The 24,216-nt window shown below is 69.8% G+C and carries 22 protein-coding genes; 4 read left to right on the plus strand and 18 right to left on the minus strand.

What is annotated here, in order from left to right:
- Positions 1-24: 24 nt before the first annotated feature.
- The 5 genes from pcaD to F8178_RS14640 are packed head-to-tail and all read right to left on the minus strand — an operon-like array spanning position 25 to position 3,937.
- Positions 25-804, minus strand: a complete 780-nt coding sequence (pcaD, locus tag F8178_RS14620; protein ID WP_317495346.1) for a 3-oxoadipate enol-lactonase — start codon at positions 802-804, stop codon at positions 25-27.
- Positions 716-1,171, minus strand: a complete 456-nt coding sequence (locus F8178_RS20440) for a hypothetical protein (RefSeq protein ID WP_396345563.1) — start codon at positions 1,169-1,171, stop codon at positions 716-718. Before F8178_RS20440 ends, pcaD begins: the two co-directional genes overlap by 89 nt.
- Positions 1,168-2,352: a thiolase family protein gene (locus F8178_RS14630; protein WP_317495347.1), complete on the minus strand. Its 1,185-nt coding sequence runs from the start codon at positions 2,350-2,352 to the stop codon at positions 1,168-1,170. Before F8178_RS14630 ends, F8178_RS20440 begins: the two co-directional genes overlap by 4 nt.
- A complete protein-coding gene (locus tag F8178_RS14635; protein WP_317495348.1) occupies positions 2,349-3,134 on the minus strand; it encodes a CoA-transferase in 786 nt (261 codons plus the stop codon). Before F8178_RS14635 ends, F8178_RS14630 begins: the two co-directional genes overlap by 4 nt.
- Positions 3,131-3,937 carry a CoA-transferase gene (locus F8178_RS14640; RefSeq protein WP_317495349.1) on the minus strand — a complete coding sequence of 269 codons (807 nt, stop codon included), beginning with the start codon at positions 3,935-3,937 and terminating at the stop codon, positions 3,131-3,133. Before F8178_RS14640 ends, F8178_RS14635 begins: the two co-directional genes overlap by 4 nt.
- 196 nt (positions 3,938-4,133) lie before the next feature.
- Between F8178_RS14640 and folP the strand changes: the two genes are divergently transcribed.
- Both folP and F8178_RS14650 read left to right on the plus strand, forming a co-directional pair.
- On the plus strand, positions 4,134-5,015 hold the full coding sequence (gene folP / locus F8178_RS14645; RefSeq protein WP_317495350.1) for a dihydropteroate synthase: 882 nt from the start codon (positions 4,134-4,136) through the stop codon (positions 5,013-5,015).
- Positions 5,016-5,205: 190 nt separating this feature from the next.
- Positions 5,206-5,634: a hypothetical protein gene (locus F8178_RS14650; protein ID WP_317495351.1), complete on the plus strand. Its 429-nt coding sequence runs from the start codon at positions 5,206-5,208 to the stop codon at positions 5,632-5,634.
- Between the two features lie 42 nt (positions 5,635-5,676).
- On the opposite strand, the gene F8178_RS14655 is transcribed toward F8178_RS14650, so the two are convergent.
- From F8178_RS14655 to F8178_RS14700, 10 genes are all read right to left on the minus strand, one after another.
- A complete protein-coding gene (locus F8178_RS14655) occupies positions 5,677-6,654 on the minus strand; it encodes an asparaginase (protein WP_317495352.1) in 978 nt (325 codons plus the stop codon).
- 51 nt (positions 6,655-6,705) lie between these two features.
- Complete coding sequence (locus F8178_RS14660; protein WP_317495353.1) at positions 6,706-7,452, minus strand: Crp/Fnr family transcriptional regulator; 747 nt, start codon at positions 7,450-7,452, stop codon at positions 6,706-6,708.
- A gap of 69 nt (positions 7,453-7,521) precedes the next feature.
- The gene (locus F8178_RS14665) at positions 7,522-8,451 is read right to left on the minus strand and encodes an SMP-30/gluconolactonase/LRE family protein (protein ID WP_317495354.1); all 930 of its coding nucleotides are present in this window, start codon (positions 8,449-8,451) and stop codon (positions 7,522-7,524) included.
- Positions 8,452-8,463: 12 nt separating this feature from the next.
- Positions 8,464-9,129 carry a histidine phosphatase family protein gene (locus F8178_RS14670; protein ID WP_317495355.1) on the minus strand — a complete coding sequence of 222 codons (666 nt, stop codon included), beginning with the start codon at positions 9,127-9,129 and terminating at the stop codon, positions 8,464-8,466.
- Positions 9,130-10,200 carry a phosphotransferase family protein gene (locus tag F8178_RS14675; RefSeq protein WP_396345567.1) on the minus strand — a complete coding sequence of 357 codons (1,071 nt, stop codon included), beginning with the start codon at positions 10,198-10,200 and terminating at the stop codon, positions 9,130-9,132. It lies immediately after the preceding gene.
- Positions 10,197-10,964, minus strand: a complete 768-nt coding sequence (locus F8178_RS14680; protein ID WP_317495356.1) for an SDR family oxidoreductase — start codon at positions 10,962-10,964, stop codon at positions 10,197-10,199. The genes F8178_RS14675 and F8178_RS14680 overlap by 4 nt, the downstream gene beginning before the upstream one ends.
- Before the next feature lie 54 nt (positions 10,965-11,018).
- Positions 11,019-12,239 (minus strand): acyl-CoA dehydrogenase family protein, encoded by a 1,221-nt coding sequence (locus F8178_RS14685; protein WP_317495357.1) that lies wholly within the window; start codon positions 12,237-12,239, stop codon positions 11,019-11,021.
- Positions 12,240-12,250: 11 nt separating this feature from the next.
- On the minus strand, positions 12,251-13,882 hold the full coding sequence (locus tag F8178_RS14690) for an acyl-CoA synthetase (protein WP_317495358.1): 1,632 nt from the start codon (positions 13,880-13,882) through the stop codon (positions 12,251-12,253).
- Positions 13,883-14,035: 153 nt separating this feature from the next.
- Positions 14,036-18,088: an ATP-dependent RNA helicase HrpA gene (gene hrpA / locus F8178_RS14695; protein WP_317495359.1), complete on the minus strand. Its 4,053-nt coding sequence runs from the start codon at positions 18,086-18,088 to the stop codon at positions 14,036-14,038.
- A gap of 38 nt (positions 18,089-18,126) precedes the next feature.
- Positions 18,127-19,056, minus strand: a complete 930-nt coding sequence (locus F8178_RS14700) for a LysR family transcriptional regulator (protein ID WP_317495360.1) — start codon at positions 19,054-19,056, stop codon at positions 18,127-18,129.
- A 74-nt stretch (positions 19,057-19,130) separates the two neighbouring features.
- Here F8178_RS14700 and F8178_RS14705 point away from each other — a divergent pair, with 74 nt between their 5' ends.
- Positions 19,131-20,420, plus strand: a complete 1,290-nt coding sequence (locus tag F8178_RS14705; protein ID WP_317495361.1) for an MFS transporter — start codon at positions 19,131-19,133, stop codon at positions 20,418-20,420.
- Positions 20,421-20,443: 23 nt separating this feature from the next.
- Here F8178_RS14705 and F8178_RS14710 read toward each other — a convergent pair whose 3' ends face one another.
- From F8178_RS14710 to F8178_RS14720, 3 genes are all read right to left on the minus strand, one after another.
- Entirely contained in the window at positions 20,444-20,896 is a 453-nt protein-coding gene (locus F8178_RS14710) for a MarR family winged helix-turn-helix transcriptional regulator (RefSeq protein WP_317495362.1), read from the minus strand.
- 164 nt (positions 20,897-21,060) lie between these two features.
- Positions 21,061-22,836 carry a GMC family oxidoreductase N-terminal domain-containing protein gene (locus F8178_RS14715; protein WP_317495363.1) on the minus strand — a complete coding sequence of 592 codons (1,776 nt, stop codon included), beginning with the start codon at positions 22,834-22,836 and terminating at the stop codon, positions 21,061-21,063.
- On the minus strand, positions 22,836-23,723 hold the full coding sequence (locus F8178_RS14720) for a hypothetical protein (protein WP_317495364.1): 888 nt from the start codon (positions 23,721-23,723) through the stop codon (positions 22,836-22,838). The genes F8178_RS14715 and F8178_RS14720 overlap by 1 nt, the downstream gene beginning before the upstream one ends.
- Positions 23,724-23,966: 243 nt before the next feature.
- Here F8178_RS14720 and F8178_RS14725 point away from each other — a divergent pair, with 243 nt between their 5' ends.
- On the plus strand, positions 23,967-24,191 hold the full coding sequence (locus tag F8178_RS14725; protein WP_317495365.1) for a hypothetical protein: 225 nt from the start codon (positions 23,967-23,969) through the stop codon (positions 24,189-24,191).
- Positions 24,192-24,216: the final 25 nt, after the last annotated feature.

Here is a 24,216-nt window from a genome sequence, read left to right on the forward strand (position 1 = left end):
GGTCGAACTCGTCGCCGGAGTCGCTCATGCCGTTTCCTTGACGTGCTCGATCAGGTAGCGGTTCACCTCGTCGGCGCATTCCACATTGGCCAGATGGGCGGCCTGTCCGACGATCGCGAACCGGGCCCCAGGGATCGTCTCGGCGATCCGCCTGCCGTGCCCGGGTGGTGTCGCGGGATCCCGCTCACCGGCCAGCACCAGCGTGGGAGTCGCAATACTGCCCAGGCCGCCCGCGAGGTCCATGGTCGCGATGGCCGTGCAGCACGAGGCATACCCCTCGTCCGGTGTCGCCTCGATCATGCCCCGCATCCAGCGGACCGTCTCCGGATGCGCCTCGGCGTATTCCGGTGTGAGCCACCGGTCGACCACGGCACCGGCCACCGCGGTGGTGCCCCTGGCGCGCACCACCTTGGTCCGCTCGGCCCACGGGGTCGGGTCCAGCGCCGCCGATGTGCAGCAGAGTGTGAGGCTGGCCAGCCGGTCGCCTGCGTGCTTGCCCAACCACATGCCGACCATTCCTCCCAGCGACAGCCCCACCCAGTGCACCGGACCGAGGCGGAGCGCATCCAGCAGGGCGACGGCGTCACCGCCGAGATCGGCCATGCTGTACGGGCCGTTCGGCACCGGTGACGCGCCGTGCCCGCGGTGGTCGTACCGCACCACCCGGTACCCGGCCTCGACCAGCGGGCCGACCTGCGGATACCACATCCCCAGGTCACTGCCCAGCGACCCGCTCAGCACCACGGTCGGCGTGTCCGCGTCCCCGCCGGGACCGTCCGCGGTGGCGTGCACCTCGACGCTCATCCGTACTCCTCCTTGTGCTGCTGCCCACCACGGCGATGCCGCGCGAGCGCCCGCGCCACGAAGGTGCGGGCGCTGCCGAGATAACCCGCTGGATCGAGCAGTTCGCCGATCCGCTCCTTGCCGAGGTACCGGCCGACGAGGGTGTCCTCGGCGAGCACCTCGCGCAGCGTCCTGCCGAGGCTGATGCGTAGCCAATGTACCGCCGAGCCGGTACTGCGGATGAGCTCGGTGAGGGGGCGCTCGGGTGGCGCAGCGCCGTGGACCGGTACTCGGGCGTGACAAGGGGCGGGTGCGTGCCATGCGGGGCGCGGCGGTAGTGCGGTGGTTCGAGCCACGACCGGGGCTGCGGCCGGTGCTGGACGCTCATGACTGCCCCTCCAGCACCACGGCAAGGCCCTGGCCGACCCCGATGCACAGGGTGGCAAGGCCCCACCGGCCACCGCCGCGCCGCAGCTGGTGCGCCAGCTGCGCGATCACCCTGCCGCCGGAGGCGCCCAGCGGGTGGCCGATTGCGATGGCGCCGCCGTTGACGTTGACGATGGCGGGGTCGAGCTCGGGCCACTCGGCGAGGCAGGCCAGCGACTGCGCGGCGAAGGCCTCGTTGAGCTCCACGGCATCCAGGTCGGACCAGCCGATCCCCGCCCTACGCAGCGCGATCTCCGCTGCCCGTACCGGGCCGATCCCGAAGGTGTGCGGGTCGACCCCGGCCGCGCCCCGGCCTGCGATCCTCGCCAGGGGTGTCGTCCCGAGCCGCTCGGCCGCCGCTGCGTCGCCGAGCAGCAGCGCGGCGGCCCCGTCGTTCAGCGGCGACGAGTTGCCCGCGGTGACCGTGCCGCCGCTGCGGAACACCGGTTTCAGCGCGGCCAGCTTCTCCATCGAGGTTCCCGCCCGCAGCGACTCGTCGGTGGTCAGCTCGGTGCCGTCGACGCCGACCACGTGGCTGGCGTAGAAGCCGTTGTCCCAGGCCGCGGCGGCGAGCTGGTGGCTCCGCAGCGCGAACTCGTCCTGCTGCTCACGGTCGAGCTTGTAGCGCTCGGCGAGGATCTCGGTGCCTTCCCCGAGCGAGACCGTCCACTGCTCGGGCATAGCCGGGTTGGTCATACGCCAGCCGAGCGTGGTGGAGTGCAACGTGCCGTTGCCCGCGGGAAACCCCTTCTCCGGTTTGGGCAGCACCCACGGCGCGCGGCTCATCGACTCCACACCGCCTGCGACCACCAGCGAGGCCTCGCCGAGCGCGATCACCCTCGACGCCTGCATGGCCGCGTCCATACTGGAACCGCACAACCGGTTGACGGTGCTCCCCGGCACCGAGGTCGGCCAGCCTGCCAGCAGCGCGGCCATCCTCGCCACGTTGCGGTTGTCCTCGCCTGCCTGGTTGGCGTCCCCGAAATACACCTCGTCCACCGTCGCGGGATCGAGACCGATGCGCTCGGTGAGCGCGCGCAGCACGTGAGCTGCCAGGTCGTCGGGCCGGATGTCGGCCAGCTGCCCGCCGTGCTTGCCGAACGGTGTCCGTATCCCGTCGAGGATGTACACGTCACCGGTCACGACGACTCCTCTCCGCCCGCGTCGTCCGATTGTCCGATCAGCGCCCGCAGTGCCGCCAGTTCCTCCTGCGTGGGGGGCGCGGTGGTGGCCGGGTGCTCGGCGACGGTGACCTCCCACCCCGTCGCCTCGCGCACCCGCGCCACCGACACCCCGGGATGCAGCTGGTCGAGCACCAACTCGCGAGTCACCGGATCGGGCCGGAACACGCCGAGGTCGGTGATCACCATCGTCGGGCCCGCACCCGGCAGACCGAGGCGTTCGCGGTCGCCCGCGCCGGTGCCGTACCCGACCGAGGTCACGAAGTCCACCTCGGGAACAAAGCTGCGCCTGCTCTGTTCGGCCACCACGAACACCTCGCGGCAGGATGCTGCGATCTCCGGCGCTCCCCCCGCACCCGGGAGCCTGACCAGGGGATCCGCGTAGTCCTCGCCGATCACCGTGGTGTTGATGTTGCCGAACCGGTCCAGCTGCGCCGCCCCGAGGAAACCGACGTCGATGCGTCCGGGTTGCAGCCAGTAGTTGAACACTTCGGGCACGCCGACCACGGCATCGGCGGTCTCGGCGAGCACGCCGTCACCGATGGACAGCGGCAGCCGGTCCGGTTTCGCGCCGAGCGCGCCCGATTCGTAGATCAACGTGAGGCCGGGTGCGTGGCTGCGGCGTGCCAGGTTGGCCGCGGTGGACGGCAGGCCGATGCCGACGAAGCAGGTGATGCCGTCGCGCAGCGCGCGCGCTGCGACGATCGACATCATCTCGCTCGCGGAGTAGCCGTCGGGGTTCATCCGTACACCACCTCCCCCAGCCAGGACTCGAAGGCGGCCCTGTCCCGGCCGATGGCATCCCACCGCTGGTAGTAGGTGTTGTCCCGCTCGCTGTATCCCTGCGCGTAGGAGGGGTGCGCCCCGCCGGGCACCTCGGCGACCGCGGTGACCGCCCAGCTGGGCAACACCAGCTGCCCGGCCACCGGCTCCAGCTCGTCGACGATCTCCTCCACAGTCACCAGGCTGCGGCGCGCCGCGAGCACGGCTTCCTTCTGTACCCCGACCAGACCCCAGAGCTGCACGTTCCCGGACCGGTCCGCGCGCTGGGCGTGGATGATGGTCACGTCCGGGTTGATCGCCGGTACCGCGGTGAGCCGCTCACCGGTGAACGGGCAGGTGATCGGCTTGACGGTGCCGGTAACCGAGGGGAGGTCGGTACCGGTGTAGCCACGCAACACCGCGAACGGCAGGCCCGAAGCGCCCGCGACGTAGCGGTTGGCCATCCCGGCGTGGCTGTGTTCCTCCAGTTCCAGCGCCGCGGGCCAGGAGTGCTGCACCGCGTCGCGGAACCGGTGCAGCGAGCCGACTCCGGGATTCCCGCCCCAGGAGAAGATCAGCTTGCGCGCGCACCCCGCCCCGATGAGCTGGTCGTAGACGATGTCCGGGGTCATCCGCACCAGGGTGAGGTCCCGCCGCTGCTGTCGGATGATCTCGTGCCCGGCGGACACCGGGATCAGGTGCGTGAATCCCTCTAGCGCCACCTCGTCGCCGTCGTGCACGAGACCGGTGACCGCGTCACCCAGGGAAGGGAGGATCGCCGCCACGTCATCACCCCGCTCGCGCCACCCGACCAGCAAGTGTGCGCTATACGCACATCTGTTCTTCGAATGAACATAATCGATCGCCGGTCGGCGGTCAATCGCCGGCCACTCCCCCGCGGGCGCGGCCGCGGGGGAGCCGGGAGCGCCGCACGTCACGTTCTGCTGCCGAGCTCGATCACGCTCGGATACCGTGGCCTGGATGTCCTCCCCAGCCGAGCGGCAGCTGCGATTCCGGGACAAGGACGCGCCCGCGGCACGTCCCCTCGTGATGGCGATCATCAACCGGACGCCGGACTCGTTCTACGACGCGGGCGCGACCTACGAGCTCGACGACGCCCTGCGGGCCGCGGGCAGCGCTGTCGCCGCTGGGGCCGACATCCTCGATGTCGGCGGAGTCAAGGCCGGCCCTGGGCCGGCCGTCACCGCGGCCGAGGAAACCCGCCGCGTGGTACCACTGATCGCCGCGCTCCGGGAACGGCACCCCGAGGTGATCATCAGTGTGGACACGTGGCGGGGCGAAGTCGGACGTGAGGCTTGTGCCGCGGGCGCCGATCTGATCAACGACACCTGGCAGGGTGCCGATCCCCGGTTGGTCGAGGTGGCCGCCGAGTTCCGCGCCGGGTACGTGTGCTCGCACACCGGTGGGGCAACGCCGCGCACCCGGCCACACCGGGTCAGCTATCCCGACATCGTCGCCGCCGTCGTCGAGGAGGTCACCCGCGGTGCCGAGCGGGCGGTCGCGCTCGGCGTTCCCCGCGAGGGAGTGCTGATCGACCCGACCCACGACTTCGGCAAGAACACCTGGCACAGCCTCGAACTCCTCCGCAGGACCCGCGAGCTCACCACGACCGGGTGGCCGGTGCTGATGGCCCTGTCCAACAAGGACTTCGTCGGCGAGACGCTCGGCGTCGGGCTGGCCGATCGCGTGGACGGCACGCTCGCGGCCACCGCTGTCGCTGCGTGGGAAGGCGCCGCGGTGTTCCGCGCACACGAGGTCGGCCGCACCCGGCAGGTCGTCGACATGGTCGCAAGCATTGCAGGCAGCAGGCCACCTTCACGGACGACGAGAGGGCTCGCGTGAACCAGCACGCAGGAAACACGGCAGCGGCAGCCGCCCCGCGGCGCTGCTCCATTCGGAGGCATCTACCGCACAGCCGGGTGGGGCGAGTGGAACCGCGTCCTCCGGTAGGGGCATAGTGAAGGGCTCGCCCACCCGGAAGGCGACACGGGAGAAGGCGACCGACCGCCATCAACCAGGAAGGGACCGCACCGTGAAGCGCGCGGCGACCGTCATGCTGGCCGCGATCATGATCAGCGGGTGTGGTGGTGACGTGGACAGCGACGCCGACTCGACACCACCGACGGCGACGCCGGACGCCGATGGCGACGAGGACGCAGGGAGCTACACGGTCCGGGTCAGCGTCAGCGGCCCGGACGACACCATCATGGTGGTCGAGCGGGACGGCCAGCAGTCCCCGGTCTCGCTCGGCGGCGAGCCGTTCGACTTCGAGTTCACCGAGGACGGCACCGATCCGGCCGAACTCGACATCGCGGTGTTCGCCAAGACCGAGGACCCCACCGGCGGCCCGGTACGCTGCGCCATCTCCGTCGACAGCGAGACGATCGTCGAGGACTCCGCCACCGCAGCCGACGGCAACGGCCTCGCCGAGGTCGGCTGCACCATGCCCCGCACGACGTGAGCAGGCAGCCAGCCCGCGTGAGGCCGCGTCGGGATCGCGCTCTCACGCCTGCCAGTACGCGGCGAGTTCCCCAGCCAGTGCGAGATCGCCCGCGGTGACCGGGCAGGCACCGTCGACCTCGGCCAGTGTCGCCCGTGGCACGCCTGCCATGGCCAGCGCGGCCGCGGTCACCGCGACCCTCGACCGGTCACCACCGTCGGCGATCTTGACCCCGACCGCCGTGCCATCGGGGCACGCCGCCACGTACGTGCCTTCCGCGCCGTCCTTGGCCAGCAGCCCGGGCGGCGCCCCTAGCAGCTCGCTGACCGCGCGCCCGCTGCCGCCCACCATCTCCGGATGGGTGCGCATGGCGGCGGCGACCCGGCCCTCCGGGGTGTCGGCACCCGCCGCGGCGATCCGGCCGATGGCCCTGGTCACCCCCCGCAGCGACAGCGCGAACAACGGCGCCCCGCAACCGTCAACAGCGACGTGCGCGATCGGCTCACCAGCCAATTCCTCGAGGGTGCGCGCGATCGCTCGCTGCACGGGATGGTCCGGATCGAGATAGCCGTCGCGGGGCTGCCCAAGCAGCTTCGCCGTGGCGAGCATGGCGGCGTGCTTTCCCGAGCAGTTCTGCGGTAGCCGTGCGGCATAGCCACCCGCCGCGAGCCAGTCGCGACGGGCCTGCTGGCCAGCGGGCAGCGACGGGGTGTTCCGCAGCTCCGACTCGTCGAGCCCGTGCTCGGCCAACAACCTGCTAACACCCTCGATATGGCGCGGCTCGCCGGAATGGCTCGCCACCGCCAGCGCAAGCAGCTCGTCGGGCAGGTCGAGCCCGCTACGCACCATGGCCGTACCCTGCACCGGTTTCACCGTGGATCGCGGGTAGTACGCGGCGTCCGCATCGCCGACCGCGAGCAGCTCGGCACCATCGCCATCCAGCACCACGACGGAACCGTAGTGCACGCTCTCCACCATCCCGGCACGCATCGCGTAAGCAACCGGTTCGTGTGCGGGTACGCGCTTCTCCGCGGCACGCATAGCCTTCCTCCCAGCGGTCCTCTCACTCGTTTCCGGGCAACGAGCCCGACCTCACCCAGCGCGCAACGCCAGTGCCTCACCGTCGAGTATGTCGATGGCCCCGTAACGCACCCTGATCAACCCGTCCCGCTCGAACTCCTTGAGGACCTTGTTCAGCGAGGGCCTGCGCACCCCAAGCATCGCGGCCAGCGTCCGCTGTGGCAGCGGCACCTCCCCGTCGATGGTCTCCTCGGCGAGTAACGAGGCCACCTGCTCCGAGAGCGTGCGCCCCAGCAGGCCGAGCAACCGGTTCTGGCTGGTCGTCAACCGCAAGCACACGCTCGACAACCACCGCCTCGCGATGGCGGGCCGCTTGGCGAGCAGCCGCTCGAACTCGGAGCTGTCCAGGTACAGGGCGGTGACCGCGCCGGTGGACCGCGCGGTGTACGGGAAGGGCATGTCCAGCAGGTGCTGCACGTCGCCCTCGACATCACCCGGCTGCAGCAGGTGCACGACAATGCGCCTGCCACCCGAGCCGACCGACAGCTCGATCCGGCCATGCTGCACGATCCACACGCCGCCCGAGACACTTCCCGCACCGAACAGCTTGGTGCCCTCCGCGAACCGGAAGGTGCGCAGCGAACCGGCGAGTGCGGCGATGTCGTCCCTGTTCAGCGGGGCTGACTCCCCCCTGCCCACGCAGCGGGCGACCCACGCGGCCTGCCTGATCGCGTCCTCGGAGCGCTCAACGGCGCCGATCATGCGCAGCGGCCCGTCCAGCAACGACCGGTTGATGCCTGGCAGCGAAGTATCGGGCACGCGGTCCAGTGTGTCATGCGGCCCGTGTTGCGGGAACCGAGACGTGCGAAGGTGCCCGCCGCACGCCCGTCAGCGCCCGACGACCGCGATGGCAGAGGCCACCAGGCTGCCGCAGTAGAGCTCGCCGTCGTACTCGCGGACGCCGGTGAGCATGGTGAATCCGTCGACGACGCCCCGGTGGCCACGCACGGCAGTGCCCGACTCGTCGAAGCCCAGCACGCTCACCGTGCGCCCCGGCGACGGTTGCAGCCGCTCGGGTAGCGCGCGCACCAGCGCCCGTGCCGGGTCCGGCAGGCGCTGCACGACCGGGAGCGTGGTGACCGCAGGGCTGGGAACGGCCACCCAGATCAATCCGTCGGTGCCGGTTGCGGCGTTGTCCGGGTACCCGCTCAGCCCGGACGCGAACAGCTCGCACTGCCCGGCCCGCTGCCCGGAAAGCCACAGCCGGTGCAGCGCGCAGCCGCCCGTCTCCGCCACGACGAGGAACGATTCGTCAGGCGCGAGCGCGACCCCGTTGGCGAACTGTAAGCCAGCCATCACCTCGGTGACCGTCCCGTCGGGATCACGCCGGAACACGCGTCCCGATCCGGTGCGTTCGATCAGGTCGGCGCGGAATTCGGGGATCGGGAAGCGCTGCGAGGAATCGCTGAAGTAGACCGTGCCGTCGGCGGCGACGGCCGCGTTGTTGCAGCACAGGATGCGTTGGCCGGCGACGGTGTCCACCAGCGTCCGTATCGCGCCGGTCTCGGGGGATACAGCGAGTAGCCCGTGATCGGAAGCGCAGACCACGAGCTCGCCGTCCCGGCCGAGCTCGATCCCGAGCGGCCGTCCCGGCGTCCGTGCCACCGTATCGATGCGGTGGCCGCCGTCGCTGATCCGGATGATCCTGCCGTCGTCGAGACCCGTGTAGATCCGGCCGTCGCCGTCGAGGACCACGTCCTCCGGTCCCCGGCCGTTGATCGGGATCAGGGTGGTTCCCTCGAACGATGCCAGTGTCATTTTCGCTCCCGCCTACCGGTAGGTGAGTAGGGCCGCCGCGTCGTGTTCCAGGTGGCCGTGTTCGTTGAACGACACCAGGCTCGTTCCCGAACGGCCGGTGACGAACTTGGTGATCCCCACGTTGCAGGTGACCCGGTGCAGCGGCACGAAGCCGTCCGCCTGGCAGCCCAGCTCCCGCGCGACCAAGGCCCCGATCACCCCGCCCGAGGTGACCACCAGCGCGTCCTCGCCCCTGTTCAGCTCCGCAACCAGCTCGTCCAACGCCTCGGTGACGCGTGCCGCGAAGCCCGACCAGTGTTCGAGGGCCTGCCCGTTGCTTGCTTCGCCAGCGCCGTCAGCCGCGATCCAGCGCAGCAGCGCGCCGTCCAGCATCTCCTGCACCCGCCCCCCTGCCGCACCAGGGTTCCCGCCCGCACCGAGCTCGGCGTGGGCGGCCAGAACCGCCTCGTGATCGTACTCGTTCCAGCGTGGATCCTCGATAGCGTCGAAACCGGCGGCTGCAGCGGTGTCGCGCTGCCTGCGCAGCGTGCCGCACCGCACCCGCGTGATGCGCCCCGTCCTGCGGCGCAGTTCCTCGCCCACCGCCGCCGACTGCCGGGCGCCCAGTTCTGAGAGCTCGTCGTAGTCGCGCGCCCCGAAGGAGGCCTGCCCGTGCCGCACGAGATAGACGGCTCCCATCTACAGCGACCCTCCCTGCTCGATGATGCGCTCGCACCGGTCTTCGAGGTAGCCCACGAACATCCAGAACTCGGCGAAGGCCGGGTTCGTCGTCTGCCCGTCGTGGTAGCGGCGGTAGATCTGCTGGATGATCACCGCGAGCCGGAACAGCCCGTAGACCTCGTAGAACGTCCAGTGCTCCGGATACAGGCCGGTGAGCTGGGCGTAGCGCTCGACGATCTGCTTCCTGGTGAGCATGCCAGGCAGGTGGGTGGGCTGTCGCCTGCTCGCGTGCATGACCTCGTCGTCGTCGGCCTGCACCCAGTACGCCAGCGTGGCGCCCAGCTCCATCAGCGGGTCGCCGAGCGTGGCCATCTCCCAGTCGAGCACCCCGACTACGCGCCACGTCCCCGGCGCGTCGAAGACGATGTTGTCGAACCGGAAGTCGTTGTGGATCAGGCAGGTCCGAACGTCGTCCGGCTCGTTGGCGGCCAGCCACCGCATCACGTTCTCGAAGTCGCCGACGTTGTCCGTCCGCGCCCTGCGGTAGCGATCCGACCATCCCGTGATCTGCCGGTGCACGTACCCCGCACCTTTGCCGAGGTCGGCAAGGCCAGCGGCGCGGGGGTCCACATTGTGCAGCTCGACGAGCGTGTCGACGAACCGTTCGGCCAGCGTCCGCGCCTGCCCGGCGTCCACCTCCATGCCCTCCGGCGGGTCACTGCGCAGGATGATGCCCGTCAGCCGCTGCATCACGTAGAACTCGGAGCCGATCACGCCCGGGTCGTCGCAGAACGCGAGCACCTCGGGCACGTAGCCGAACACCGGCTTCAACCCGGCCTGTACGCGGTACTCCCGCCCCATGTCGTGCGCGGAGGCGGCCTTCTCGCCCGCGGGCGGTCTGCGCAGGACCAGGTCACGATCCGGGTAACGCAACAGGTAGGTGAGGTTCGACGCGCCGCGCGCGAACTGCCGCACGGCTGGTGGGCCGTCCAGCCCGTCCAGCCGGGCGGCCAGCCAGGCGTGCACGGCGTCGACGTCGAAGGCGTCCTCGTCCCGGACCTCGCCGGGAGTATCCACCGTTTCACTCACGAGAACTTCCTCACCCACCCCAGCGGGGCGAACCGGAGCACCTGGGCGAGCGGCGTCCACGGCCACCACGGTACGTAAGCCTTCGGGCGTTCCCGCTCAATCGCCGCGACCAGCGCCTTCGCGCCCTTCTCAGCGTCGGCCATCAGCGGGGTCTTGCGCGCGCGGCCGGTCATCTCCGACTCGATGTAGCCGGGATACAACGTGGTCACCGCGATCGGCCCGCCGTGGTGCTGCGCCCTGATCCCCTCCGCGAGCGAGGCTGCGGCCGCTTTGGACGCCGCGTAGGCGGTGACGTTGCCGCGCATGCCGCGCACCGCGGCCACCGAGGAGACCACCACAAGGTGGCCTGTGCGCTGCTCGTTGAAGATCTCCACGGCCGCCTCGCACTGGGCGAGCAGGCCGATGACGTTGGTCTCCACCGTCTCCCGGTTCGCGTCGACGTAACCGGTACCGATCGGCTGCCCCTTACCGAGCCCGGCGTTGGCGATCACCCGGTCCAACGAGCCCAGCTCGGCGCGGAACGCGCCGAACACCTCGAACACCGCCTGCTGATCGGTCACGTCGAGCTTGCGGGTCAGCACCGTGATGCCCGGGTGCCGCTCTCGCAGCTGACCGGCGAGCTGGTCCAACCGGTCGGTACGCCGTGCACACAACGCCAGGTTGTGTCCCTTGGCGGCGAACTCCCGCGCTATGCCTTCGCCGAGCCCGGAGCTGGCTCCGGTGATCACGATGTTGGTGCGGCGCCTCGTTCGATCGCGTGCCATCACGTCCCTTTCCCTGTCATGTTTCGCCATGCGTGTGGTCGCCTAGCGCGTGCCTCACCCACCCGGCACCTCGCGGTACGGGGCCAGTTCGAGGCGGGCGACGACCCCGAGGTGCACCTCGTCGGGGCCGTCGGCCATGCGCAGTGACCGTGCGCCCGCGTAGGCACCGGCCAGCGGAAAGTCGTCGGTGAAGCCCGCCGCGCCGTGCAGTCGCATGGCCGTGTCGATCACGCGTTCGGCCATCTCCGGCACCGCCGCCTTGATCTGCGACACCTCGGAGAACGCGGCCCCGATACCCCGGGTGTCGAGCAGCCAGGCGGTGTAGAGGACCAGCAGCCGCGCCTGATTGATCTCGATCCGCGCCCTGGCGATGCGCTCCCGATTGCCGCCGAGATTGATCAGCGGCTTGCCGAACGCGTTGCGCTGGGTGCCCCGCCGGGCGGCCAGTTCGAGCGCCCGCTCGGCGAGCCCGATCAATCGCATGCAGTGATGCACGCGGCCGGGTCCCAGCCTGCCCTGGGCGATCTCGAATCCCCGCCCCAGCCCGGCGATCACGTTGTCCCTTGGGACACGCACGTCGGTGAAGCTGACCTCGCCGTGCCCATAGGGTTCGTCGCGGTAGCCGAATACCGGCAGCATGCGCTCGATGCGGAAGCCGGGAGCGTCGGTGGGCACGATCACCATGGAGTGGCGCTGATGCCGGTGCGCGTGCGGCTCGGTCAGCGCCATAAAGATCACGAACCGGCAATGCGGGTGCCCCACCCCGGTGCTGAACCACTTGCGGCCGTTGAGCACCACGTCCTCGCCGTCGGGCACCGCCGTCGCCGTCATGTTGGTCGCGTCGGAGGACGCCACATCCGGTTCTGTCATACAGAACGCCGAGCGGACGCGGCCGTCGAGGAGCGGATCGAGCCACTGCCTGCACTGCTGGTCGCTGCCGTAGTGCAACAGCACCTCGGCGTTGCCGGTGTCCGGAGCATTGCAGTTGAAGACTTCCGGTGCGATGGACGAGCGCCCCATGAGCTCGGCGAGCGGCGCGTAATCCACGTTGGACAACCCGGTCTCGCCTGCCCCTTCAGGGAGGAACAGGTTCCACAACCCTTCGTGCCGCGCCTTGGCCTTGAGCTCCTCGATAACCGGCAGAACCACCCACGGGTCCTCGAGACCGCGCAACGTTCGCAGGTACTCCGGCTCGACCGGTTCGATCTCCCGCGTCAGGAAATCGGCGACCCGCCGCCGGTAGTCCTCCGCCCTTGCTGATGGCGTGAAATCCATGGCCGGGGATATTACGAGGCGGCGAGCTCGTGACGCAGCAACTTCCCGGTGGCGTTGCGGGGAAGCACGTCGTAGAACTCCACGTCCCTCGGCACCTTGTAACGCGCGAGGTTGGCCTTGACGTACTGCTTGATCTCCTCGGCGGTGGTGGTCGCGCCCTCGGCGAGCACGACGCACGCCTTGAGGCGCTGGCCGAACTCCTCGTCATCCACACCCACGACCGCAGCCTCCAGGATGTCGGACCGCTCGGTGAGCAGGTTCTCCACCTCGAGCGGGTACACGTTCTCCCCACCGGAGACGATCATGTCGTCGTCCCTGCCCACGACGAACAGCAGCCCGTTCTCGTCGAAGTAGCCCACGTCACCGCTGGCGAGCAGGCCGTTGATGACCTCCTTGTTCCTGCCATCGGTGTAGCCGGTGAAGCTGAGCCCGCTGCCGACGAAGATGCGCCCCACCTTGCCCGGCTCGGTGATCCGGTTCCCGTTGTCGTCGTAGAGCTCCACCCGGCACCCCACGGGAGTCTTGCCCGCGGTGCTCGGCGCGGCACGCAGCTCCTCGGGTGTGGCCACGGTGGCCACCGCGACCTCGGTGGAGCCGTACAGGTTGTAGAGCACGTCGCCGAAGATGTCCATGGTCCGGGTCACCACATCGGTGGGGATCGCCGACCCCGCGGCGAAGATGATCCGCAGCGACGAGGTGTCGTACTTGGCCAGCGTCTCGGCTGGCAGGTCGATAATGCGCTGCAGCATCGTCGGGACCAGCACCAGCGCGGTGCACCGGTGATCCTGGACACGCCGCAACGCCTCCTCCGGATCGAACGAGCGCGTCAGCACCACCTTGCACCCCAGCGCCCAGGACAGCAGCGCCTGTGACAGACCGGTGCCGTGGAAGATGGGCGCGGCGATGAACGTCACCTCCCGCTTGCGCAGCGGGATCCGGTCGAGGAACTGCGCAGAGGCCAGCGGCGACGTGCGCTCTCGCGGCGCACCCTTCGGCGTGCCGGTCGTACCGCTGGTCAGCAGGATGAACCCGCCCGGCCGATCCGGCACAGCCACGGGACGATCGTCGACGCCCGCGATGAGCTCGTCGAGCAGCGGGACGGACCCGTCACCGGGGGTGTCGCTGTCGGCCCAAGCCAGGTAGCGCTCCACCGCGGGATCAACCGCATCGAGCAGCTCGGTGAACTCCTCGTCGTAGATCAGCGCGCGTACACCTTCGCGCCGGGCGACATCTGCGAGCTGCGGCTTGGCGAACCCGGTGTTCATCATCAGCAGCTTCGCGCCGAGCTTGCCGGAGGCGGCCATCGCGGTCACCAGGCCCCGGTGATCCCGGCAGAGGGCGGCCATCACGGTGCCCGCGCGGATGCCACGTGCCGACAGTGCCCTGGCCAACGCATTGGCTCGGTTGTTGAGCTCGCTGTAGGTGAGCTCCCCGAGCTCATCGGCCAGCGCGACCTCGTGGCCGTGCTCGCGGGCGGCCATGTCGATCACCCCGGCGAACGGTCCGTACTTGCGAATCGACCGCAGCGAGCGCAGGCTCTGGTCCGGCCTGCCAGCCAACCCCGACCGGCGAAGCACGATCGCGCTGCGACCGAGGACACCTGCCTTGTGCGCGACGCCTTTCACCACCGATGACGGGCCCATCAGTTGCACCTCCGTAAACCACGCGCCATCCACACAGCGCCGTACCGCCGGTATCTGCAACTGACCCTAACGAACCGGGAGCACCCGATCCAGACCCAGCACCCACGTTACCTACTGCCGAGTAGACAAATCGGGTGGATCCCGTGCGTACCGCTACCCCGCCAGCTCGTCCAGCGCCCGGCGCACCCGCTTCTCCGATACCGGGTAGGCGGTGCCGAGCGTCTGAGCGAAAAAGCTGACGCGCAACTCCTGCAACATCCATCCGATGTCCTCGGCGCGGCCGTCGCCGCCTGCCCGGATCCCGGCGCGTACCTCGTCCAGCTCCTCCTCGAACGCGTGCACCACCCGCATCCGCTCGGTGTCGCGATCGGCCGCGGTTCGTAGCTTGCCCGCCCTGCGCTCGATCGCCTGCAGGTAACGGCGCACGTCGGGTAGCCGATGCCAGCCGGTCGCGGCGACGAAGCCGTCGTAGACGAGCTCCCCGAGCTGTCGCTGCATGTCGGCACGTGCCTCGGCGAACGCGGCCTCGGGAAGCTCCGCCACCACCTGTCGGGCGCCATGCCAGGCGAGGAGCACCCCCCGGACCCGTTCGAGCGTGTCGGCCACCCTGCTGTCCAGCCGTTGCCGCACCTTCTCCACCAGCGTCGCGAAACCCGCCGCGTCCCACGCGGGCCCACCCACCTCGGTGATCAGCGCATCCGTGGCGCACCGTATGCAGTCGTCGAGCAGCTCACCGACCCCGCCGTGCGGGTTGTGCGCCAGCTCCAATTTGGCGGTGTTGGACAGCGTGCGGCGCAGCGACTTGCGCGGGGAGGGCACGTTCAGCAACACGAGCTTGCGGGTGCCCTCGAGCATCGCCGCGTGCTGCTCGTCCGGGGTAGCCAGCACCCGCACATCCACCGCATCGCCCGCGTCGACCAGTGCGGGAAAGCCGGCCACGCTCCCGGCGTCCTCGCTTTCCGCGCGGAACGAGCGGGGCAGCTCCGCCATCGACCAGTCCCGCAGTCCCCGGCGTTCGACGTCTCCAGCTGCCCTGGACAGCTCCGTACGAAGCTGCGGGGCCAGCCGGTTGCGCAGCGCACGCAGATCCTTGCCCTCGCCAAGGGTGCGCTGGTGCTCGTCGGCCACCCGGAACGTGATCAGCAGGTGATCGGGCACCCTGCTGTAATCCCAGGAATCGGAGGGTATCTCGACACCGGTCAGCTGCCGCAGCTCACGGGCGAGCGCGCCCTCGATCGGTTCGACGTACGGGGTCAACCGCTCCCGCACCGCCGCCGCGGTGTCGGGCGCGGGCACCAGGTGCTTGCGGATCGGCTTGGGCAACGCCTTGATCAGCGCGGTGATCAGCTCCCCTCGCAACCCGGGAACCTGCCACCCGAAGGCCTCGGCGCCGGAATCGGCGACCTGGTTCAGCGCGGCCAGCGGGATGTGCATCGTGACACCGTCCGCGTCGGAACCCGGCTCGAACTGGTAGGTCACCGGCAGCTCGATGCTGCCGTGCCGCCACGTCCGGGGGAACTCTCCCTCGTCCACATCGGAGGCGGTGGCATTGATCAGCATCTCCCTTGTGAAATGGAGCAACTCGGGTTGCTCCCGCCTCACCTGCTTCCACCAGGTGTCGAAGTGCCGCGCCGAGACGACCTCGTCGCCGACGCGCCGGTCGTAGAACTCGAACAGCGTCTCGTCGTCGACGAGGATGTCCCTGCGGCGCGCCCGTTCCTCCAGCTCGGCGACTTCGTCGAGGAGCGCGGCGTTGTCGTGGAAGAACCGGTGCTCGGTGTGCCAGTCGCGCTCGACGAGCGCGTGGCGGATGAACAGCTCGCGGCACAACGGCGGATCGACGGCGCCGTAGTTGACCTTGCGTCCCTCGACGATCGGCACGCCGTAGAGCGTCACCTTCTCCTCGGCCATCACCGCACCCCGCTTGCGCTCCCAGCGCGGCTCCGAGTAGCTACGCCGCACCAGGTGCCCGGCGAGCTTCTCGATCCATTCCGGCTGGATCCTGGCTACCACCCGCCCCCACAGCCGAGAGGTCTCCACCAGCTCGCCCGCCATCACCCACCGCGGGTTCGCGCGGAACAGTGCCGACCCGGGAAAGATCGCGAACCGCGCGCCGCGCGCGCCAAGGTAGTCCTTCCTGGCATTGTCCCACAATCCGATGTGGGACAGCATCGCCGACAGCACGCTCAGGTGGATACGCGCATAGCCCGGATCGCTCGGCTCGTCGTGGCTCAGCTCCTCCCCGCCGACTCGCATGCCGAGCGAGGTGGCGGTCTCGCGCAGTTGGTTGTAGATGTCCTGCCATTCCCGTACCCGCTGGTGGTTGAGGAACTCGGAGCGGCACAGCCTGCGGAACTTGCTCGATGACAGCTCGCGCTGCCGGGACCGCAGGTACCCCCAGAGGTTCAAGTAGGACAGGAAGTCGGAATGGGGGTGGGCGAACCGTGCGTGCATGGTGTCGGCGGCATCGGTGTGCTCGGCAGGCCGCTCCCTCGGGTCCTGGATGGACAGCCCAGCCGCGATCACCATAACCTGCCGGGCGCAGCCTTGCTGCTCGGCCTCCACGACCATCCGTGCCATGCGGGGATCCACCGGGAACCGGGCAAGCTTGCGACCGATCGCCGTGAGGCGGTGCGCGGAATGCTTCCCGCGACCACGACCGCCGCCGGAATCGCCGCGATCGCCGTCGCCGTCACGGCGCTCGTCGGGGCGCTGCTCGAGGGCGCCGAGCTCGCGCAGCAGCTGCACGCCGTCGGTGACCTGCCGTGGATCCGGCGGGTCGAGGAACGGGAAGTCGGCGATGTCCCCGAGCCGGGCCGCACTCATCTGTAGGATCACCGAGGCGAGGTTGGTGCGCAGGATCTCCGGGTCGGTGAAGCGCGACCGGGAGGCAAAGTCCTCCTCGGAGTACAGCCGGATGCACACCCCCGGCCCGATACGCCCGCACCGGCCCTTGCGTTGCTCGGCGGAGGCCTGCGACACGGGCTCGATGGGCAACCGCTGCACCTTGAGGCGGTGACTGTAGCGCGAGATCCGTGCCGTTCCCGCGTCGATCACGTACGAGATCCCCGGCACCGTCAACGAGGTCTCGGCCACGTTCGTGGCGAGCACGATCCGGCGATGGCGTTGCTGCTGGAACACCCGTTGCTGCTCGGCGCCGGACAGCCTGGCGTACAGCGGCAGGATCTCGGCTCCTGCCGACTCGCGCGCCGCGAGCGCTTCCGCGGTGTCGCGGATCTCCCGCTCTCCCGACAGGAACACCAACATGTCCCCCGGCCCCTCCGCGGCGAGCTCGTCGACCGCGTCGCAGATCGCCTGCACCTGGTCGCGGTCCGGATCCGCGTCCGGATCGTCCGGATCGACCACCGGCCGGTAACGCACCTCGACGGGATAGGTGCGGCCGGAGACCTCCACCACAGGGGCCGGTCGGTCACCGTCTCCGAAATGCCTGGCGAACCGCTCCGGCTCGATGGTGGCCGAAGTGATGATCACCTTGAGGTCCGGCCTGCGCGGCAGCAACCGCTTGACGTACCCGAGCAGGAAGTCGATGTTGAGGCTACGCTCGTGCGCCTCGTCGATGATCAACGTGTCGTAGGCCCGCAGCATCGGATCGTGCTGGATCTCGGCGAGCAGGATACCGTCGGTGGCCACTTTGATCAGTGTCTCCGGACCGACGGTGTCGGTGAAGCGCACCTTCCAGCCAACGGCCCCGCCCGGTTCGGTTCCCAGTTCCGAGGCCAGCCGCTCGGCCACCGAGCGTGCCGCGATGCGCCGCGGCTGGGTGTGGCCGATCATGCCGCGCACGCCCCTGCCGAGTTCGAGGCAGATCTTCGGCAGCTGGGTGGTCTTGCCCGAGCCGGTGTCGCCAGCCACGATCACCACCTGGTTGTCCCGGATGGCCTCGGCGATGCCCTCGCTGCGCTGGCTGACGGGAAGTTCGGCTGGGTAGCTGACAGAGGGAACGGCCGCGTGCCGTGCGGCGATACGCGCCTCGGCCGCGGCGACCTCCTCGGTGAGCTCCTGCCACGCCCGCTGCCGCGCCGCGCGATCGCGCATCTTGCGGGTGCGGTCGATCCTGCGGCGGAGTCGCTGCCGGTCGGTGAGCGACACCTCGTCGAGGCGTGCGCGCAACGCACCTGGTGCGTCGGCGGATTTCTCGGTCGCGGCGGCCGCGTCACTGGTCGCCGCCGATCGTGTCGTGGCCATACCGCTGTCCAGGGTATCGAGCCGCCGCGGACGCCTGTTCACACTCCCGCTCGGGGTGTGCTTGCCAGCACCCGCCGCGCCGCGCTGTCGAGTACGTCCAGCGCCTCGCCGAGCGGCGGTGACTCTCCCGCACCTGCCCGCGTGACCACCAGCACCCGCCGGGACGGCGGTGGATCGCCGTGCAGCGGCACCCGCACCACATCGTGCTCGCCTGACCAGCGCGCCAGGCGTGACACCAGCGCGACGCCGAATCCCGCCGCGACCAGCGCCGTCCCGGTGTCCCAGTCGTTGCTGTAGTGCGCCACCGCCGGGGCGAAGCCCGCCTGCGCGCAGGCGCCGAGCACCAGCTGGTGAAATGCCGTGCCGGGCCGGGCCACGATCCACGGCTCGGCCGCGGCGTCGGCCAGCGAGATGCTCGCCCGGTGCGCGAACCGGTGTTCGCGATGTACCTGTAGGTCCAGCGGTTCGTCGATGAGGGGGCGCTGGTCGAAGCGCGCGTCCGAGGTGGGTGGTGTGGTCGGAGTGAGGACCACCACGGCGAGATCGGCCTCCCCTGCGAGGAGCAGGCTGTAGCATTCCTCCGGCTCGGCCTCGATGACGGTGGTACGCAGCCGGGGGTAGCGCTCGGTGAGCGCCCGAGCGACCTCGGGCAGCAACGGCGCGGCCACCGTGCTGAACCCGCACAGCCCCACAGTTCCGGTGACCTCGCCCGCGCGGGCGGTCAGCTCGGCCCGCGCCCGCTCCCACTGGGTGAACAGCACGTCCGCGTGCTCCAACAGGGCCCGTGCCGCCGAAGTCAGCACCACCCGGCGTCCCCGCTGGCTCAGCAGCGGCACGCCCAGTTCCCTTGACAGCTGCCTGAGCTGGTGTGAGACCGCCGAGGGCGTGTAGTTCAACGCACCGGCCGTCGCCGTCACCGTGCCGTGGTGCGCGAGCAGCCGCAGGACGTGGAGTCGCGAGTCAATCATGCGGTTATTTTGCACGATTTTATTGCGAAACGTTCGCTTTTCTTTCACTGTTATGCCGCTGCACGCTGGACGCCGTGCCCCTGTCACACGTGGACTCCCCCGCACCTCGCAGGTACCGTCCCGGGCGCCGCGCAGGCTGTACCGGCCTCGCGGCCGCTCGCGCGCGGCTCGCGGCGGAGCGGGTGGCGGCGATACTGGCGCTTGCCGCGCTGTCCGCGGCGGCCAACGCGGCAAGCCCGCTCTACCCCACCTACCGGGCCGTACTCGGTACCTCGGATCTGGTTATCACCGCGCTGCACACCACATACGCCGTGGTGGCCGTGGTGGCGCTGCTGGTACTCGGCCCCGTGGCCGACACGCTCGGCCGGAGGCCGGTGCTGGTCGCGAGCGCGCTCACCGCGGCGATGGGAACCGCGTGCCTGACGGCGAGCTCCTCGCTCGCGTGGTTGTTCGCCGGTCGCGCGCTCCTCGGTGTCGCGCTCGGCACGGCAACCGGGGCCGGGGTCGCCGTGCTCGTCGAGCGTGCGGCGCCCGGGCGCGCGCCGCGCGCCTCGCTGCTGGCCACGATGGCCGTCCTCGCGGGCACCGGAGCGGGGCCGCTGGTCACCGGCGTACTCGCCGATTTGGGCTCGTCCCCGCTACTGGTGGCCTACCTGCCTACGCTCGCGCTGCTCGCCGTGACGGTGGCCGCGGCATGCGTGATCGACGACGCGGGCGCCATGTCCCACGGCGCACCCGCGCGGTGGCGGCCGCGGGTGCCCGAGATCCCGGCCACCGTGCGACGGCGGTTCACCGTAGCGGCCGCCAGTGGGTTCGCGGCGTGGTCGGTGGCCGGGGTGTTCCTCGCGTTGCTTCCCGCGGTGGCCGCCGAGGTGACGGGACGGATCGACCACGCGCTATCCGGCGGGATCGTCGCCGCCCTACTGCTGTGTTCGGCGCTGGCACTGCCGCTGGGCTACCGGCTGGCCGCAGGCGTGGCTCAGGCGTTCGGGCTGGTCACGTTGAGCCTCGGGCTCGTGGTGCTCGCAGCCTCACAGCTGGCGGTCGTCCCTGGCGAGACACTGCGTCTCGGCTTGCTCGGCATTGCGGCGGTGCTAGCAGGCATCGGTCACGGCCTCGCCTACTGGGGTGCCGCGGCCGATGTGGACGCCTGCGCCGTCCGGAACCGCGCGGGCATCACCTCGGCGCTGTACGTGCTCTGCTACCTGGGCGCGGGCCTGCCCGCGATCGGGGTGGGTGCGCTGAGCCTGATCCTGCCGCTGAGCACCGCCATCGTGGTGTTCGTGTTGTTGCTGTGCTTCCTGGCGATCCCGTTGATCCCGGTGCCCGCGCTGGCCACCGGCCAGCGCGGGCACCGGTCCTGATGGGCGGCACCCGGATCGCACGGTTACTCCGGGATCCCCGGCTGGGACATCCGCAGCTTGTCGCACAACCGCTCGAGGGTGCGCAGCTCCTCCTCATCCAACGCACCTCCGACGTACTTCGCGATAGCCTCCGCGTGGCCACGTCCCACTCTGCGCTGCACGCGCGAACCGTGCTCGGTCAGTACGACCACCGTGCCCCGCCCGTCGGTCGGGTCACGCTCGCGACGCACCAGCCCATCCGCCTCCATCCGCTCGACAAGCCTGCTCAGGCTCGGCTGCGCGAGCAGCACGTGCTCGTTGAGCTCGTTGAGCCGCAGCCGCGAACCGGGGAACAGGGTGAGGTTGTAGAGCACGTCGTACTCGCTGAGGCTGATCTCGGCAGAACGGAAGCTCCGCTTGAACCGGCGCAGCAACGTGACCTGAGAACGGAACAACGCTTCCCATGCATAGACGGCCTGTTTGTGGCCGTACTCCATTCGCCCACCTCCGATGTATCGTGCGCGCGGCGCCTCCCCCGGAGGTTGTCACACCTCCGCGCCACTCCCACGCCGCAGGGAAAACGTGGAACTCCGGGCAGGTTCACCATCCTGCCAGCGGCGGACGATCACTGTGGGCGATTCGAAGGAATTGCTCGCCCGGCTCAGTAGCCGATCTCGGCGAGACGATCGCTGACGCGCGCATCGGTGGAGACGATCGGTGCCTCGCCTGCCACCCAGGGGTCACCTCCGAAGTAGCGCTGGAAGATCCGCTCAGCGGTACGGGTGGCCAGCGCCTGGCTGGTCAGCGTCGGGTTGGGACCTCCGACGGCATTGGGAAGCGCGGAGTTGTCCGCGATGAACAGCCGCCTGACCGCGCGGGTTTCGGCGTCGGCGTCCAGCACCGAGTTGGCCTCGGACGCTCCCATCCGCATGCTCGACTGCACGTGCAGGATCAAGGGTGCCCAATCGATCCGGTACACCTTCCTCGCGCCTGCCCCGCGCAACAGCTCGGTGGCCTTCCTGGCGAGGAACTCGCGGTTGCGGTTGGTCCGCGCCGAACGGCTGCGGCGGGGGAAGGAGACCTTGGCGACCGGGCCGTGTTCATCGGCGGGAAAGGCCGACGGCACCACCCTGTTCTGCGGCTCGACGTCGTCGTCGGTGATGACGAGCACGTTCAGCAGGTTGTCCAGGCCGCCGTCCAGCAGATCCTTGAACTCCGGTCCCATGATCCGACCGGCCGCGCCGTCCCATGGTCCGGTCATGCCGCGCCCGTTGGTGTACTGCCCCCGGATGCCGCTGTCGGACAGTGTGGTGGCGAACGCCTGCAACGCGGGTGGCAACCCCACGTTCTCGAGGCCGCCGTACGGCGGGTAGTCGAGGCGCGCAGCCGAACCCGGGCCCTTGGAGCTACCGGTCGGCTCGTCGAAGACACCGGTGATCCAGTCGAAGAAATGGTCGGTGTAGCCGCGACCGACCCAGTCGTTCGGGTTGGGCAGCCCGCTGTTGAACCACAGTCTCGGGTTCTCGGTACAGCCGCCTGCCATGACCACGACCCGGGCCTCCTCCCGGTGGCTGTCACCGGTGACGTTGTCGCGCCAGGTGACCCCGGTCGCGGTGAGCGCACCACCGGAATTCTCGGCGTGCACCTGCGTCACGTAGGCATCGGTGATCAGCTCGATGGGTTTGCCGCCGTCTGCCCAGGCATCGGCGGTCAGGGCCATCGGTATGTAGCTGTTGTCCGTCGACCGCTTGGCGAACTGGTTGCGTGGCGCGCTGACCGGCCGCATGCATCCCTGGAAGCAGTACCCGCACAGCGTGCAACCGGTGGCATCGGGGTGATGCAGCAGGTTGGTGTCGGTCGTGCGACCCGCGTTACCTCCCGGTTGCAGGATGGCGTTCTCCTGCGGCCGGTAGGACGGCTCCAGTGTGGTCTTGGTGGTCTGCACCGGAAGCCCGAGCGTCTCACAACCGTCGAAGAACACCCGCTCCTTGGTGGCCATCACAGCGGTTTGCACCGGCAGGGTCTGCTCGACCCACTCGTAGTACGGCACCAGCTCGGAGTACGGGAACGGGAAGCGATGCTCGACGTCGTACTCGTCGCGGTCCGCGCCGTCGTACCCAGCGAACACTCCCGGCAGCGCCCTTGGCGAGTTGCCGTAGTAGTGCACCGTTGTACCGCCAACTCCGGCGAGTTGCCACACGAAGGAATTCTGCGGCCATTCCTTGAACCAGGCCGGACGCGAACGATCCGAGGGGCCGAGCCGGAAGTAACCGGTCAACGGGTTGTTCGCGTCGTTTTCGAAGGAGGTCCACTGCTGGCGCGGATCGTCGTGGCGTGGGCCCGCCTCGAGCACCAGCACGTCGAGGCCCCTGGCCGCCAGTTCCTTGGCGACCACCGGGCCGCCACCACCCGCACCGATAATGATCACGTCGCGCATCAGTCGCTGACCTCCGTCCGTTCCTGGTAGAAGCCGATCAGGTCATCCCAGCCCTCCACCGGGCCGTCGGGCTGGTACCCGGTGAGTCGCCAGCCGACGGGCCTGCCGGTGAGCTGCCTGCTGTCGGTGTCGAAGACCGCGTACTCGGAGTAAGCCCCGAAGTGGGCGAACTCGATCAGTGCGCCACCGACGAAGCGCAGCAGCCCGGACACCGAGTTGCGCAGCGGTTGCGGGAACTCGGCGTCCAGCAGCGCCACCAGATCGGCATCGGGCCCCTCGATGAGCCGGAACACCTCCGCTTTCTCCTCATAGGTCAGCCGGGAGAAGGGGGAGTGGAACGCGCCGTTGACCGCCGCCGGGTTGACCCTGGTGGCCATCAGGTTCAGCATTCCGGCGACGGGAAACGACAGCGGCAGGGTGGCGTCGTTGACCAGGACCGCAGCTAGCGCCTCGTCGAGCGCACGGAGCTCGGCAGGCAAGGATTCCAGGCCGTCCAACGGCACCTCGCTGTCCGACAGCCCGGTGACCAGCGCGGCGCCCACCGGCTGGGCGATCTGGTCGGGGAACGGCACGAAGCTGTCGAGGGCTTCCAGCAGGAAGTCCGGCGTCTCCGCCTCCATCGCGCCCGGTTCCTCTCTCGGCGTCCCCTGCGCCCTCGAGTAACTGTCCGGTCCGGGACAGGTGAACACCGCCAGACCGTTCATGGTGTCGCGCGCCAGCTCTGCCAGCACCGGCCGCACCAGCGACACGAGCTCGTGCAGGGAGCGACCGGCGGGTGCCGCCGCCAGCACCGAACGCGGCAGCAGGGCACCAGAACCGAGCGCGACGCCGAGTACCCCGAGGCGCGCGAGAAACGCGCGCCTGCCGACCGGAACAGCCATGGTCATCGACCTCCTCCGCCGCATCTCAGCGGCGAGCCCAGCGGAACGTAGCTGTGATGTGAATCACGAGATATGTCGTCCCGGTGTTTAGTCCATCCGAACCTGCCGGTCTTCCTCCATTGGAAGGAACCTGCGGCACTGTCACCCGATCCAGGGACAGTCGCCTGCGAACCGTGGCGTCACGGGCACACAGCGCCGCCGTCTCACGGCAGGACACCGGACAAGCCGCGGACCACGCCGGAGGACACCATGCCCGCTCCCGACACTTGGCGCATCACTTGCCGTGACCTGGCAGGCAGGCGAAGAGCCGTCACCGTGTCCGCGATCGGGGACACGATCGTGCTCACCGCTCCACCTGGGGAATCCGCCGTCCTCAGCCGCCTCGACGTCGGCAGGCTCCGCGCCGCGCTACGCGATGCCGTACTCAGCACCGACCCCACCTCCGAGCCGCCGGAACCACCCGCCATCGACTAGCGTTATCTACTCGCGAGTAGGTAAG

The sequence above is a fragment of the Haloechinothrix sp. LS1_15 genome, assembly GCF_033042135.1.
Taxonomy (GTDB): Bacteria; Actinomycetota; Actinomycetes; order Mycobacteriales; family Pseudonocardiaceae; genus Haloechinothrix.

Bases quoted from the DNA above. Each gene is read 5' to 3' on its own strand.
- pcaD (WP_317495346.1), bottom strand. From the start codon at position 804: ATGAGCGTCGAGGTGCACGCCACCGCGGACGGTCCCGGCGGGGACGCG.
- F8178_RS20440 (WP_396345563.1), bottom strand. From the start codon at position 1,171: ATGAGCGTCCAGCACCGGCCGCAGCCCCGGTCGTGGCTCGAACCACCG.
- F8178_RS14635 (WP_317495348.1), bottom strand. From the start codon at position 3,134: ATGAACCCCGACGGCTACTCCGCGAGCGAGATGATGTCGATCGTCGCA.
- folP (WP_317495350.1), top strand. From the start codon at position 4,134: ATGTCCTCCCCAGCCGAGCGGCAGCTGCGATTCCGGGACAAGGACGCG.
- F8178_RS14655 (WP_317495352.1), bottom strand. From the start codon at position 6,654: ATGCGTGCCGCGGAGAAGCGCGTACCCGCACACGAACCGGTTGCTTAC.
- F8178_RS14665 (WP_317495354.1), bottom strand. From the start codon at position 8,451: ATGACACTGGCATCGTTCGAGGGAACCACCCTGATCCCGATCAACGGC.
- F8178_RS14670 (WP_317495355.1), bottom strand. From the start codon at position 9,129: ATGGGAGCCGTCTATCTCGTGCGGCACGGGCAGGCCTCCTTCGGGGCG.
- F8178_RS14680 (WP_317495356.1), bottom strand. From the start codon at position 10,964: ATGGCACGCGATCGAACGAGGCGCCGCACCAACATCGTGATCACCGGA.
- F8178_RS14685 (WP_317495357.1), bottom strand. From the start codon at position 12,239: ATGGATTTCACGCCATCAGCAAGGGCGGAGGACTACCGGCGGCGGGTC.
- F8178_RS14690 (WP_317495358.1), bottom strand. From the start codon at position 13,882: ATGGGCCCGTCATCGGTGGTGAAAGGCGTCGCGCACAAGGCAGGTGTC.
- hrpA (WP_317495359.1), bottom strand. From the start codon at position 18,088: ATGGCCACGACACGATCGGCGGCGACCAGTGACGCGGCCGCCGCGACC.
- F8178_RS14700 (WP_317495360.1), bottom strand. From the start codon at position 19,056: ATGATTGACTCGCGACTCCACGTCCTGCGGCTGCTCGCGCACCACGGC.
- F8178_RS14710 (WP_317495362.1), bottom strand. From the start codon at position 20,896: ATGGAGTACGGCCACAAACAGGCCGTCTATGCATGGGAAGCGTTGTTC.
- F8178_RS14715 (WP_317495363.1), bottom strand. From the start codon at position 22,836: ATGCGCGACGTGATCATTATCGGTGCGGGTGGTGGCGGCCCGGTGGTC.
- F8178_RS14720 (WP_317495364.1), bottom strand. From the start codon at position 23,723: ATGACCATGGCTGTTCCGGTCGGCAGGCGCGCGTTTCTCGCGCGCCTC.
- F8178_RS14725 (WP_317495365.1), top strand. From the start codon at position 23,967: ATGCCCGCTCCCGACACTTGGCGCATCACTTGCCGTGACCTGGCAGGC.